Origin of the sequence: Stenotrophomonas sp. GD04024 (assembly GCF_029837545.1) — a bacterium.
In the GTDB taxonomy this organism is placed as follows: domain Bacteria; phylum Pseudomonadota; class Gammaproteobacteria; order Xanthomonadales; family Xanthomonadaceae; genus Stenotrophomonas; species Stenotrophomonas forensis.
This window is the reverse complement of the sequence record NZ_JAOEDV010000028.1, coordinates 1-13,427: the sequence shown is the minus strand read 5'-3', so window position 1 is coordinate 13,427 and position 13,427 is coordinate 1. Positions and strand designations below refer to the sequence as shown.

At 66.3% G+C, this 13,427-nt stretch carries 14 protein-coding genes; 8 read left to right on the top strand and 6 right to left on the bottom strand.

Going from position 1 to position 13,427, the window contains the following annotated elements; genetic code table 11:
• Positions 1-54 precede the first annotated feature (54 nt).
• Entirely contained in the window at positions 55-1,242 is a 1,188-nt protein-coding gene (locus tag N7590_RS11200; protein ID WP_164240940.1) for an MFS transporter, read from the top strand.
• A 48-nt stretch (positions 1,243-1,290) separates the two neighbouring features.
• Here the strand turns inward: N7590_RS11200 and N7590_RS11195 are convergent, their stop codons facing one another.
• The 5 genes from N7590_RS11195 to N7590_RS11175 all read right to left on the bottom strand — a co-directional run bounded on the left by N7590_RS11195 (position 1,291) and on the right by N7590_RS11175 (position 5,251).
• The gene (locus N7590_RS11195; RefSeq protein ID WP_053450239.1) at positions 1,291-1,971 is read right to left on the bottom strand and encodes a DUF2058 family protein; all 681 of its coding nucleotides are present in this window, start codon (positions 1,969-1,971) and stop codon (positions 1,291-1,293) included.
• Positions 1,972-1,981: 10 nt separating this feature from the next.
• On the bottom strand, positions 1,982-2,224 hold the full coding sequence (locus N7590_RS11190; protein ID WP_164240939.1) for a SlyX family protein: 243 nt from the start codon (positions 2,222-2,224) through the stop codon (positions 1,982-1,984).
• The gene (locus tag N7590_RS11185; protein ID WP_271261916.1) at positions 2,217-3,566 is read right to left on the bottom strand and encodes a UDP-glucose/GDP-mannose dehydrogenase family protein; all 1,350 of its coding nucleotides are present in this window, start codon (positions 3,564-3,566) and stop codon (positions 2,217-2,219) included. The genes N7590_RS11190 and N7590_RS11185 overlap by 8 nt, the downstream gene beginning before the upstream one ends.
• Before the next feature lie 23 nt (positions 3,567-3,589).
• Positions 3,590-4,567, bottom strand: coding sequence for an FKBP-type peptidyl-prolyl cis-trans isomerase (locus N7590_RS11180; protein WP_053450241.1), 978 nt, complete (start codon positions 4,565-4,567; stop codon positions 3,590-3,592).
• 96 nt (positions 4,568-4,663) lie between these two features.
• Positions 4,664-5,251, bottom strand: a complete 588-nt coding sequence (locus N7590_RS11175; RefSeq protein WP_164240937.1) for a glutathione peroxidase — start codon at positions 5,249-5,251, stop codon at positions 4,664-4,666.
• Positions 5,252-5,866: 615 nt separating this feature from the next.
• Here N7590_RS11175 and N7590_RS11170 point away from each other — a divergent pair.
• The 6 genes from N7590_RS11170 to N7590_RS11145 all read left to right on the top strand — a co-directional run bounded on the left by N7590_RS11170 (position 5,867) and on the right by N7590_RS11145 (position 10,203).
• Complete coding sequence (locus N7590_RS11170) at positions 5,867-6,226, top strand: GntR family transcriptional regulator (RefSeq protein ID WP_006453095.1); 360 nt, start codon at positions 5,867-5,869, stop codon at positions 6,224-6,226.
• Positions 6,226-7,101 (top strand): ABC transporter ATP-binding protein, encoded by an 876-nt coding sequence (locus N7590_RS11165; protein WP_164240936.1) that lies wholly within the window; start codon positions 6,226-6,228, stop codon positions 7,099-7,101. The genes N7590_RS11170 and N7590_RS11165 overlap by 1 nt, the downstream gene beginning before the upstream one ends.
• Positions 7,098-8,123: an ABC-2 transporter permease gene (locus tag N7590_RS11160; RefSeq protein ID WP_053511106.1), complete on the top strand. Its 1,026-nt coding sequence runs from the start codon at positions 7,098-7,100 to the stop codon at positions 8,121-8,123. The genes N7590_RS11165 and N7590_RS11160 overlap by 4 nt, the downstream gene beginning before the upstream one ends.
• A 25-nt stretch (positions 8,124-8,148) precedes the next feature.
• Positions 8,149-9,036, top strand: a complete 888-nt coding sequence (locus N7590_RS11155; RefSeq protein WP_164240935.1) for a DUF4097 family beta strand repeat-containing protein — start codon at positions 8,149-8,151, stop codon at positions 9,034-9,036.
• 29 nt (positions 9,037-9,065) lie between these two features.
• Complete coding sequence (locus tag N7590_RS11150; RefSeq protein WP_164240934.1) at positions 9,066-9,677, top strand: YggN family protein; 612 nt, start codon at positions 9,066-9,068, stop codon at positions 9,675-9,677.
• 100 nt (positions 9,678-9,777) lie between these two features.
• Positions 9,778-10,203, top strand: coding sequence for a hypothetical protein (locus tag N7590_RS11145; protein ID WP_053451349.1), 426 nt, complete (start codon positions 9,778-9,780; stop codon positions 10,201-10,203).
• Between the two features lie 70 nt (positions 10,204-10,273).
• Here N7590_RS11145 and N7590_RS11140 read toward each other — a convergent pair whose 3' ends face one another.
• Entirely contained in the window at positions 10,274-11,713 is a 1,440-nt protein-coding gene (locus tag N7590_RS11140) for a class II fumarate hydratase (RefSeq protein ID WP_164240933.1), read from the bottom strand.
• Positions 11,714-12,006: 293 nt separating this feature from the next.
• Here N7590_RS11140 and purB point away from each other — a divergent pair, with 293 nt between their 5' ends.
• A complete protein-coding gene (gene purB, locus N7590_RS11135) occupies positions 12,007-13,374 on the top strand; it encodes an adenylosuccinate lyase (protein ID WP_164240932.1) in 1,368 nt (455 codons plus the stop codon).
• Positions 13,375-13,427: the final 53 nt, after the last annotated feature.

Below are 13,427 nucleotides of genomic sequence, written 5' to 3'. Positions count from 1 at the left end.
TGTGGCACAAACGACTTGATCCCCTCCGTCCCCTTTTTGCTTCATCATTCCGCGATGACCGTTCCCGTTGCCCGTCTCTCCAGCTTCTACCTGTTCTACTACGCGGCGCTCGGCGCGTTCACTCCGTACTGGAGCCTGTTCCTGACCGCGCGCGGCATGAGCGTGACCGCGATCAGCGTGATGATGGGGCTGTGGTACGCCACCCGCGTGGTCGCGCCCAGCACCTGGACCTCAATGGCAGCGGCCTCGCCACGGCCGATCCGCCTGCTGCGCATCGGCTGCGTACTGACCCTGCTCAGCTTTGCCGCCTTCCTGCTGCCCTTGCCGCAGCCATGGATGTACCCGGCGATGGTGGTGTTCTGCTTCTTCTACAACGCGGTGATGCCGCAGTTCGAATCGATCACCCTCACCCACCTCGGCAGCGACAGCCATCGCTACGGGCTGATCCGGGTCTGGGGATCGCTCGGTTTCATCGCCATCGTCACCCTGTTCGGCTGGCTGATCGAAGGTGACGGCTCGGCCAGCCGTGCCGGGCTGCTGCCCTGGATGATGCTGCCGCTGTTCGTCCTGCTGGTGGCGTCGGCCTTCAGCAACCAGTATGCGCGCGGCATCGGCAAGGCCGATGGCGATGCCAGCGGCTTCTGGCAGATCGTGCGGCGCCCGCCGGTGCTGGCGTTCTTCCTGGCCGCGTTCATGGAGCAGCTGTCATTCGGCCCGTATTACACGTTCTTCTCGGTCTACATGGACCATCACGGCTACCGCACGTCCACGCTCGGCCTGTTGTGGACCGTCGGCGTGGTGTTCGAAGTCGGCGTGTTCTTCACCATCGGCCGCTTCTTCCGCCGCTATGACGCCAGCTGGATGCTGCTGATCGCACTGGTCGGTTCCTGCCTGCGCTGGGCCGTCACCGCGCTGTTCCCGGAAAACCTGCCGGTGATGCTGGTCGCGCAGAGCGCACACGCGCTGGGCTTTGCTGCCTTCTTCGCGGCCGCGATGCAGATGCTGGCAACCTACTTCCCCGGCCGCCTCAATGGCCATGGCCAGGGCCTGCTGTACGGCTTCTCGTCCGGTGTCGGCGGCGTGCTGGGCGCACTCATCGCCGGCCAGCTGTGGAAAATCGATGATGGCCGCACCGCATTCCTGGCCGGCAGTGGCTTCGCTCTGGTCGGTGCGCTGCTGTGCTTCTTCGCGCTGAGCCTGCCGCTGATCCGCGCGCGCCGCAGCGCCGTGCACGCCCCGTAACGAAAACGCCGGGCAATGCCCGGCGTTTTCCTCATCCTGCAGTTCCGCTTACCAGACCAGGTCGTCCGGCACCTGGTATTGCGGATCCGCGTACGGATCTTCCTCGGCGGGCGCATTCGGGTCGACCTTCAGCGCGACCGACGCGGCGAACACCGCTTCGGACTGTGCCAGCACCTCGGCGGTCACCAGCAGGTAACGGCCATTGAGCTGCACCACGCCCAGCTCACCGGCATTGAGTGCGGTCAGCTGTTCGGCGGTGACGTAGATGCGCTTGATCTTGCCGCCATACGGGAAGTGGCGGGCAATGTCCGCCGCTTCGGCATTGAGGCTCTTGTCCTTCAGCAGTTCTTCCAGCTTTGCCTTCGCCTCGCGGCGGACGCGTGCTTCTTCCTGCTTCAGGCGCTCGGTCTCGATGCGCTCTTCCTTTTCCTTCTGCGCACGGATGGCGTAGGCCTTGGCCAGGTCCATCTCTTCGGCGCTGCGCGGCTTGCGCGGGCCTTGCTGGCCGGGGCCACGCGACGGGCCGGGCTTGCCGGCGCCGCCATGACCATGGCCACGACGCTCGCCGGGCTTGTGTTCGCCCTTGCCAGCGCCCTGCGGCTTTCCATTGCCATTGCCACCCTTGCCCTGCGGGCGGCCATCGCGGCGGGGGCCATCATTCTTGCGCTCGGGCTTGGGGGCGGGCTTGAAGCCCAGGCCCATCAGCTGGTCGCGGAGGGTATCGCTCATAGGATTCGGATCAGTAGTGCGGCGGCGGCGGTTCGCTCGCCGGATCGGAAGAGTTCAGTGCGTTGCGGACCTTGCCCAGGTCTTCCAGCAGCACGCGCAACACATCGGCGTTGCGCATGCCCTGCATGCGGGCATCGGCCAGCGCATCGCTCAGTTCGGCCAGCGCCTGTTCCTGGAAGGACACGCGCATCTCCAGCTCGACCAGGCGCGCTTCCAGCGCCTGCTCACGTTCGATCGGCAGCAGATCAGACATGCAGCGAGCGCCCCCGGCCGATGCCGTAGTAGGCCAGGCCTGCCGCTTCCACTTCAGCCGGGTCATACAGGTTGCGCCCGTCGAACACCGCCGCGTCCTTCAGCTGCTCGCGCAGCTTCTGGAAATCGGGGCTGCGGAACTGCTTCCACTCGGTCACCACCACCAGCGCGTCGGCCCCCTGCAGCGCGTCATCGGCACTGCTGCAGAACACCAGGTCGTCGCGCTCGCCGAAGATCCGCTGCGATTCATGCATGGCTTCAGGGTCGTAGGCACGCACGGTGGCGCCCCCTTCCCAGAGCTGTGCCAGCAGGCGACGGCTGGATGCCTCGCGCATGTCGTCGGTATTCGGCTTGAAGGCCAGGCCCCACACGGCAAAGGTCTTGCCGCGCACGCCTTCATCCTCGCCCCGGTCGTAGTGACGCTGGATGAGGGCGAACAGATGCCCCTTCTGCGATTCGTTGACCGCCTCCACCGCGTTCAGCAGCTTCGGCTCCAGGCCATGCTGCTGGGCGGTGCGGGCCAGTGCCTGCACGTCCTTCGGGAAGCACGAGCCGCCGTAGCCGGCACCCGGGTAGATGAAGTGCCAGCCGATGCGCGGGTCCGAGCCAATGCCCTGGCGGACCTGCTCGACGTCGGCACCGACGCGTTCGGCGATGTTGGCGATTTCGTTCATGAACGAAATCTTGGTCGCCAGCATCGCGTTGGCCGCGTACTTGGTCAGCTCGGCCGAACGCACGTCCATTTCCACAACGCGGTCGTGGTTGCGGTTGAACGGCGCATACAGGCGGCGCATCACCGCCACCGACTCTTCGCTGGTCGCACCGATGATGATGCGATCCGGGCGCATGCAGTCGGCGACCGCGTCGCCTTCCTTCAGGAATTCCGGATTGGACACCACGTCGAAGGCGATGTCCGCGCCACGTGCGGCCAGTTCCTCGGCGATGGCGGCACGCACCTTGTCGGCCGTGCCGACCGGCACCGTCGACTTGTTGACCACCACGGTCGGCACACTCATGTGCCGGCCGATGGTACGGGCCACGGCCAGCACGTACTGCAGGTCCGCGCTGCCATCCTCGTCCGGCGGCGTGCCCACCGCGATGAACACCACCTGGCCATGCTCGATGGCGGCCGCGGCATCGGTGGTGAACGCCAGCCGCGACGCGGCATGGTTGGCCTTCACCATCGGCTCCAGGCCCGGCTCATAGATCGGGATGATGCCCCGGTTGAGGCCATCGACCTTGGCCTGGTCGATGTCGACGCAGACCACCTGATGACCAACGTCGGCCAGGCAGGTGCCGGTCACCAGCCCTACATAACCGGTACCGAAAATCGCAACGCGCATGTCCGTGCAGGCTCCGTGGTCGCTTACGGCAGGACGCCCAGCAGCTCGACGTCGAACGTCAGAGTTGCGTTCGGGCCGATCGGGCCACCCGGGGTGCCGTTTTCGCCGTAGGCCAGGTTGCCCGGAATCCAGAAGCGGTACTTCGAGCCCACCGGCATCAGCGCGACGCCTTCGGTCCAGCCCTTGATCACCTGGTCCAGGCCGAACTCGGCCGGCTGGCGGCCGTAGGAGCTGTCGAACACGGTGCCGTTGAGCAGCTTGCCTTCGTAGTTCACGCGCACCTTGCTGCTCGGCAGCGGACGCTCGCCGCTACCCGGGCGGATGACCTGGTACTGCAGGCCCGACGCGGTGGTCACCACGCCCGGCTGGGTCTTGTTCTTGGCCAGGAAGGCATTGCCTTCTTCGCGGTTGGTCTGCGCGGCGGCGGCGGCCTTGGCCTGCATTTCAGCCTGCTTGCTGCCCATGAAGGCCTGGATGGTGGCGGTCGCGTCAGCTTCCGTCATCTTGGGCTGGCCCTTGTTCAGACCGGTGCTGATCGCGTCAAACAGCGAGGCGACGTCGATGTCGTCCTTCAGCTGCGCCAGCGACGGACCGACCGAGTACGAACCGATCATCTGCGACACCTTGACGCGATCGACCTTCGGCGGCTGCGAACCCGGCGCAACGCCCGGTACCTGCTGGCCACTGCGGGCCATCACGACCTGGCGCAGGGCGGCATCGGTGGCCTTGGCCTGTTCCTGGGTGATCTGCGGCTGCAGGCCTTCGAACGAACGCTCCACCGCGGTACGCAGGGCGGCAACGTCGATCTCATCGGCAATCGGGGTGAACGACTTGGCCACGTCCAGGCCGATGGCATAGCCGAGCTTCTGCTTGGGGGAATTCAAGGTTGCGGTCTCCTTGGCGGCTGCGGGGGCAGCCGGTTGTTGCGACAGAGCGACACCCGAAGTGCCCATCGCCAGAATCAGAACCGACGCCGCGGCGCCGCGCATTCCCATCTTCATTCGCTGCATTCCTGGAAGTGTCTGGGCGCCGACGTCGGCGCGAAAAGAAACATTGTCGCACGCATGCCGGAGATGTCGAGGCATGCGTGGCGGATATCAATGCGTGGCCGCTGCGGCCAGGGCCTTGTCGATGGCCGCGGTCAGCTGCGGATCGTCCGGCGTGACCTTGCTGGCGAACTGGGCGATGACCTTGCCATCGCGGCCGACCAGGTACTTGTGGAAGTTCCAGCCCGGCGCGACGCCGGTCGCAGCGGTCAGCCGCTGGTACAGCGGCGTGGCCTCGGTCCCGACCACGTGTACCTTCTCGAACATCGGGAACTTGACGCCATAGGTCAGCGTGCAGAAATCCTGGATCTGCTTTTCGTCACCCGGCTCCTGGCCCTTGAAATCATTGGACGGGAACCCGAGCACGGCGAAGCCGCGGCCGGCATAGCGCTTCTGCAGCGCCTCCAGGCCTTCGTACTGCGGCGTGTAGCCACATTTGCTGGCGGTGTTGACCACCAGCAGCACCTGCCCGTGGTAGCGCTGCTGCAGGTTGACCTGCTGCTTGCTGGCCAGCGGCCGGTACTCGAGGTCGAGCAGATCGGCCGCCAGGGCACTGGCCGAACCAGCGACACCAGCCACGATCAGGACCAGCAGGGACAGGCCGCGCATGCGGCGCGGGGAAACGGTCGACAGAGGCATCAGGAACAGTCCGCGGTAGCCATTCACAGGGCCCGGCCGCTACCGGCCGGGAATCGGCCGAACTATAGCACCGGGCCTCTGCCGCCCTGATGGCACAGGCCCCGGATGGCTTTGCGCGGCATGGCGTTTGCCTGGCCCAGCCTGCCGGCGCACCGCAGTGATGACATGGCATGGACATCACTGAATGGAAGCCCGATCGCCCCCTCGCCGCACGACAGATTTATTTCTCTTTAGAATCAACTGCTTGATGGGATATTTCGGCGATATGACCACCCCTGCCATCAGTTGGGGCCGGCAAGGACTTGCACGGCGGCGTGCCGGTGTTATAGTTGCATACAACACCAGTCACCTGAGACAGGGGGAAGCCATGAACACCCGGATGCGTCGCACGCTCACCGCGCCTGCGGTCACTGCAGTTTCCACCCTGCTCGTGCTCACCTGGCTGGCCGTGCCCGCCTCTCCCGCCACCGCACTGCCCTCCGGCAGTGCACAGGACACAACCGCTTCGCCGGCAGGGAACGCCGACTCCTCCCCCCCTCCCCCGCGTCGGCTGCACAGCTCCCTGTCCATGCCGTATTTCTCGTTCGCCCAGCCGCTGACCCCACGGAGCTGAATATGAGCGACATCCAGTGGAGCGACGGCGCTCCCATCTACCGTCAGTTGAAGGAGCGTGTGATCGCCATGATGCTCGACGGAATCCTCAAGCCGGGCGATGCCCTGCCTTCGGTGCGCCAGGTGGCCGCCGACTATCAACTCAACCCCATCACCGTTTCGCGCGCTTACCAGGAACTGGCCGATGAAGGCCTGGTCGAGAAGCGCCGCGGCCTGGGCATGTTCATGACCGAGCAGGCGGCCACGCAGCTGCGCAGCAGTGAGCGGGACCGCTTCCTCAACGAAGAATGGCCGGCGGTGCTGGAGCGCATCCAGCGCCTGGGCCTGAGCCTCGACGAATTGCTGCCCCAGGGGAAAGTCTGATGAATAGCACTACAAGTGAATCGGTCATCACCGCCCGAGGCCTGCGCAAGGCCTACAAGACCACGGTCGCCCTCGACGATGCCAGTTTCAGCATTCCGAGCGGGCGCATCATCGGCCTGATCGGCCCCAACGGCGCGGGCAAGACCACCGCGTTGAAGGCCATCCTCGGCCTGACCTCGGTGGAAGGCGAACTCAACGTGCTCGGCCGCGACCCGCGGCTGCACCGCGACGAGCTGATGAACGACATCTGCTTCATCGCCGACGTTGCCGTGCTGCCGCGCTGGCTGAAGGTGCGCGAGGCGATCGATTTCGTGGCCGGCGTCCACCCGCGCTTCGACCGCGCCCGCTGCGAGCGCTTCCTGGCCAACACCAAGCTGCAGCCCAAGCAGCGCGTGCGCGAACTGTCCAAGGGCATGATCGTGCAGCTGCACCTGGCACTGGTGATGGCCATCGATGCCCGCATCCTGGTGCTGGACGAACCCACCCTGGGCCTGGACATCCTGTACCGCAAGGAGTTCTACCAGCGCCTGCTGGAAGACTACTTCGACGAGCAGAAGACCATCATCGTCACCACCCACCAGGTGGAAGAGATCGAGCACATCCTCAGCGACGTGATGTTCATCCGCGATGGCCGCATCGTGCTCGATGCGGAAATGGACGACGTCGGCCAGCGTTACACCGAGCTGCTGGTCAATGCCGACCAGCTGGAAACCGCCCGCGCGCTGAAGCCGATCGACGAGCGCAGCCTGGCGTTCGGCAAGACCGTGATGCTGTTCGATGGCGTACCACGCGACCAGCTTTCAACCCTTGGCGAGACCCGCATCCCGGGCCTGGCCGACCTGTTCGTCGCCATCATGAAGGGGACCTACGCATGAATGCCGTCAACCACCCCGTCAGTCCGCTGGGCACCCTGCGCTGGCTGCTCAAGCGCGAGTACTGGGAAAACCGCGGCGGCTTCCTCTACGCGCCGCTGATCGCCGGCCTCATCTCGCTGGTGATGAGCAGCATCGGCATCGCCTTCGGCCTGTTCGCGCTGAACCGCGCGGCACGCAGTGGCGGGCTGCACGTCGATGGCGAAAGCGTCAACGTCAATGGCCTGGACCTGGCACTGCTCACCCGCAACATCAATGGCAAGGACCTGGCCGACCTTGGCAACGGCCTCGACCTGACCCTGGTGCTCAGCTCGGCCTGGCCGTTCCTGGTGCTGGCCTTCGTGGTGTTCTTCTACTGCCTGGGCGCGCTCTACGACGACCGTCGCGACCGCAGCATCCTGTTCTGGAAGTCGCTGCCGCTGTCGGACACCCAGACCGTGCTGTCCAAGGTGATCAGTGCACTGATCATCGCACCGTTGATTGCCGTGATCGCCGGCATCATCACCATGTTCGGCTTCATGCTGGTGATCAGCCTCGTTGCGCTGGCCCACGGCGGCAGCCCGATGACGCTGATCTGGGGGCCGGCCAGCCCGCTGACCCTGGCCGCCGGCCACTTGGCCTGGATCCCGGTCTACGCCCTGTGGGCGCTGCCTACCGCCGGCTGGCTGCTGTTGTGCTCGGCCTGGGCGCGCACCAAGCCGTTCCTGTGGGCGGTGATGCTGCCACTGTTCGCCGGCGTCATCATCAGCACCACCAAGGTCATGCCGCTGATCGGGCTGACCACCGGCTGGTTCTGGCAGAACATCGTCGGCCGCCTGCTGCTGGGTGCCGTTCCGGGCATGGACCTGGTGTACCGCGTCGGTGTGGACAATTCGCACAGCGACCTGAAGTCCATCGCCTCACTGCTTGGCCCCGGAGCACAGCTGCAATCCCTGGCGATGCCGGAACTGTGGATCGGTGCCGCCGTCGGTGCAGTGTTCATCTTCCTCGCCATCCGCCTGCGCAAGCGCGCCGGCGAGATCTGATTCCATCCACCTGGAGGCACCACCCATGCGTTCCCTGCTCACCTGTTCCGCGTTGTTGCTGTTGCCGCTGTCGGCACTCGCCGCCGATGCCCCGAACTGCAAGTTCACTGCTGCGCGCACGTTGAAGCTGGATGTGGCCGGTGCCCGGGCGGTGGTGTTCGAAGTCAACCAGCATGACCTGAAGATCGTCGCCAGCAAGGGCGGCGGCCAGCTTGACGGTCGTGCCTGTGCCTCCAGCCAGGAGTGGCTTGATCAGCTGGTGCTGGACCAGCGCAAGGAGGGCGACAAGCTGGTGGTAAGCCTGCGCCGCGAAGGCCGCAACAGTGGCATCAGCCTCGGCAACAGCTACGCCTGGCTGGATATCCGCGGCAGCGTGCCGGACAACCTGCCGCTGCAGCTCAAGGTCGGCTCCGGCGACGCCAGCGTGGAGAACGCACAGTCGCTCAGCGTGGATGTCGGCTCCGGTGATGCGGTGGCTCGCGGCACCCGCGGCGACATCCATGCGGCAGTGGGCTCGGGCGACCTCAACATCGATGGCGGTGGTTCGCTGAACCTGCTGTCGCTGGGCTCCGGCGACGTCAACGTGCGCAACATCAGCGGTAACGCCAGCACCGGTACGGTCGGCTCCGGCGACCTGAAGATCAGCGATGTGCGCGGCAATGCCCGGCTGGATACCGTCGGTTCGGGCGATATCGAGTTCAAGCGCGTGCAGGGCAGCGTTGAAGTCGGCGTGGTCGGCTCCGGTGGCGTCGACCTGGCCGACATCGGTGGCGATGTGCATGTCCGCAGCCACGGTTCGGGCGACATCCAGGTCGACGGCGTGCGTGGCAGCCTGACCGTCGACCACAGCGGCAGCGGCGACGTCGAGCACCGCAATGTCAGTGGCAGGGTCACCCTGCCGCGCGGCAAGTAATCTCTTCCAGACACGTCCAGGGGATCACCATGAAGCTGTTGCGCCTGTTGCCTGCCACCCTGCTGTGCCTGCCGCTGATCGCCTGCGGTGGCACCTCCTCCCCATCCGACAAGACCGTCGGCAAGAGCGTCGCCGAAGCCACCAGCGGTGTCGGCGATACGGTCAAGCAGGCCATTGAAGATGCCCATAAGGAGATCATCGAGGGCAACATCAAGATCTCCGCCGACCAGCAGCCACGCGCTGAAATCACCCCGGATGGCCGCCTGCTGATCGCGGGCAAGGAAATCACCGCCAATGACACCCAGCGCCGCCACCTGCAGGAATACCGTGGCCACGTTGTGGCCATCGCGATGGACGGCATGGATGTCGGCCTGGCCGGCGCCAAGCTGGGAGCCAATGCGGCCGGTGAAGCACTGAAGGGCATCTTCAGCGGCGACAGCGAAGGCGTGGAGAAGCGCATCAACGCCGAAGCCGCAAAGATCGAGGCCCAGGCCAAGCGCATCTGCGAACGCCTGCCGGCGATGCTGGCCAGCCAGCAGGCACTGGCGCGTGAACTGCCGGCCTTCAAGCCGTACGCAACCATGGACCAGAGCGACGTGGACGACTGCGGCAAGAACAACTCGGTCACGTTCTCGAAGTGAGACAAATCAGCGCACCCGGCCGGCCCCGGCGTTCCAGGGCCGGCCGGGCTGCGCTGGCGGGCTTACAATGGCGGCCCCGGACGCCCCCGAACCGAATGCCATGAAGAAGTTGTTCCTGCTGCTGGCCGCCCTGCTCTGCCTGGGCCTGGTCGGCTGTGACAAGGATTACCGCAACCACCGCGCCGAGCGCGGCAAGCCGAAGATTTCCGTCAGCGAAGGCATGGTCACCGTGCGTCGCCCGCCGGCACCGAACATCATCATCCTCGGCGATGGCACGATGAAGGTGGACGAGATCCAGATTCCGCTGGACGACGCGCAGAAGCAGATGCTGCAGACCATGTTCGGCAAGCTGCAGGTGCTGCGCCAGAACACCCTGGTCGCCGCCCCGGCCGACCCGAACATGCAGCCGGTGAAGATCCAGCCGCCGGAGGGCATGGAGGTGATTCCGGCAGACCTGATCCAGCGCATCCCCGAATTCAAGGACTACACCGACACCTTCGGCAACATCGTCGCCGACCGCCGCTGAAGAAAAACGCCGCCCGAGGGCGGCGTTCCTGCGTGTGGTGGGTGCGGACCTTGGTCCGCACGCCGTTCGATCAACCGCCGGCGCCACCGCCCCCGGCCTGGATGCCGCCGGCAGTCAGCGCGGTCGGGTCCAGCAAGCGACGCAGCTCGGCCTCGTCCAGGCCGCTGTCCTCCAGCGCCACGTCCAGCACCGGGCGCTGTTCCTTGTACGCCCGCTTGGCGATCGCCGCCGCCTTCTCGTAGCCGATGATCGGGTTCAACGCGGTGACCAGGATCGGGTTGCGTGCCAACGCCTCGGCCACACGGTCCTCGCGCACCTTCAGGCCGGCGATGGCGCTGTCGGCCAGCAACGTGGACACATTGGCCAGCAGGCCGATGCCATCGAGCAGGTTGACCGCGATCAACGGCAGGGTGACGTTGAGCTGGAAGTTGCCGGTCTGCCCGGCCACGGTGATCGCGGTGTGGTGGCCGATCACCTGTGCGCAGGCCATCACCGTCGCCTCCGGAATCACCGGATTGACCTTGCCCGGCATGATCGAGCTGCCCGGCTGCAACGCCGGCAGTTCGATCTCGCCCAGCCCGGCCAGCGGACCGGCGTTCATCCAGCGCAGGTCATTGGCGATCTTGATCAGTGCCACCGCCAGCGCATTGAGCTGGCCGGACAGTTCAACCGCATCGTCCTGCGCGGCCAGGCCCTCGAACTTGTTCTCGGCGCTGTCGAACTTGACCGACGTCTGCTGCTTCAGTGCCTTGGCCACCTGCGCGCCGAAGCGCGGGTCGGCATTGATGCCGGTGCCGATCGCGGTACCGCCCAGCGGCAGGCGGCGCACGCGCTTGAGGCTGTCCTCGATGCGTTCCTGCGCCGAGGCGAGCTGCGCCGACCACGCGCCGAACTCCTGCTCGAAGGTCAGCGGCATCGCATCCATCAGGTGGGTGCGCCCGGTCTTGACCACCTTGCGCAGGCTGCGGCCCTTCTTGTCCAGGGTCTTGCGCAGGTGCACCAGCGCCGGCAGCAGCTGTTCATGCGCCGCCAGCACCGCCGACACGCGCAGCGCGGTCGGGATCACGTCGTTGGAGCTCTGCCCCTGGTTGACGTGGTCGTTGGGATGCACCGTGGTCTTGCCCGCCTTGCCGGCGCGGTTGGCCAGGGTGGCGATGACCTCGTTGGCATTCATGTTCGAGGACGTGCCCGAACCGGTCTGGTAGACGTCAATCGGGAAATGCGCGTCCCAGTCACCGGCGGCCACTTCGGCGGCCGCGACCTGGATCGCCTTGGCCACGGTCTTGGGCAGGTGGCCCAGCTCGGCGTTGACGCCGGCGGCAGAGCCCTTGACCAGGCCCAGAGCGCGGATGAAACCACGCGGCATGCGCTGGCCCGAGACCGGGAAGTTCTGTACGGCGCGCTGGGTCTGCGCACCCCACAGGGCATCGGCAGGCACCTGCAGCTCGCCCATGCTGTCATGTTCGATCCGGAATCCCGGGGTGGCACCCTTGCTTGCAGCTTTGCTCATTGCATCAACTCCGCACTACTTCAGTTGGGGAAAGGGAAGCGGCGGCTGGCAGGGTGTCGCTTCCCGGGCTGGCGGCTGCGACAACGATACTCCCTTGCCTGCAGCGTGGGATGACGAGGGCGGGCCAGATCGTTCCGCCTGCACGGCCGTTCTGCACGCTCCAGGGTAGTGCCGGCCGCTGGCCGGCAGCGCATGGAATCGCTGGCCGGGCGTGATTGCCGGCCGGCGGCCGGCACCACCACGCCGGCACGTCGTAGAATATGGCCCCCGCCGCTCGTCCCCGCCCTGCCGACATGTCCGATTCCGCCCTGCTCGCCCTGTCCCCGCTTGATGGCCGTTACGCCGGCAAGGTCGACGCCCTGCGCCCGATCTTCTCCGAATATGGCCTGATCAAGGCCCGCATCGTGGTCGAGGTGGAATGGCTGCTGGCCCTGGCCGCCGAGCCGGGCATCGTCGAACTGGCCCCGTTCTCCGACGCCGCCGTCGCCCGCCTGCGCGCGCTGGCCGCCAACTTCAGCCCGGCCCAGGCCGCGCGCGTGAAGGAGATCGAGCGCACCACCAACCACGACGTCAAGGCGGTGGAGTACTTCATCAAGGAACAGCTGAAGGACGACACCGAGCTGGCTCCGGCGCTGGAATTCGTGCATTTCGCCTGCACCAGCGAAGACATCAACAACCTCAGCTACGGCCTGATGCTGGAACAGGCCCGCCGCGAAGTGCTGCTGCCGACCCTGGACGGCATCGCCGCCACCCTGCGCACCCTGGCCCACGCCCAGGCCGGCCAGCCGATGCTGTCGCGCACCCATGGCCAGACCGCCTCACCGACTACGCTGGGCAAGGAGCTGGCCAACGTGGTCGCGCGCCTGGAACGCCAGCGCAAGCAGATTGCCGCAGTCGAACTGACCGGCAAGATCAACGGCGCGGTCGGCAACTACAACGCGCACGTGGCCAGCTACCCGGACGTGGACTGGCCGGCCTTCGCCGAGCGCTTCGTGACCGGCCTGGGCCTGGTGTTCAACCCGTACACCACGCAGATCGAGCCGCACGACAACGTCGCCGAGATCGGCGATGCCGCGCGCCGCGCCAACATCATCCTGATCGACCTGGCCCGCGACATCTGGGGCTACATCTCGCTGGGCTACTTCAAGCAGCGCCTGAAGGAAGGCGAAGTCGGCTCGTCGACGATGCCGCACAAGGTCAACCCGATCGATTTCGAGAACGCCGAAGGCAACTTCGGCATCGCCAACGCGCTGTTCGAGCACTTCAGCGCGAAGCTGCCGATCAGCCGCTGGCAGCGTGACCTGACCGACTCCACCGTGCTGCGTGCGCTGGGCACCGCGTTCGGCCACAGCCAGGTGGCGCTGGATTCGCTGGCCAAGGGCCTGGGCAAGCTGGAAGTGAACCCGCAGCGCCTGGACGCCGATCTGGACGCGGCCTGGGAAGTGCTGGCCGAGGCCGTGCAGACGGTGATGCGTCGCCACGGCCTGCCGAACCCGTACGAGCAGCTGAAGGCGCTGACCCGTGGCCAGGGCATCACCGCCGAGTCGATGCGGGCGTTCGTGCAGGGGCTGGAGCTGCCGGCGGATGCGAAGCAGCGCCTGCTGGAGATGACTCCGGGCAGCTACACCGGCCTGGCTGAGTCGCTGGCGAAGAAGATCTAAGGGGTTTCCTTTGCGGCGGCGGCCGCGGGCGCTGCCTGCGGCAGGCAACGGCA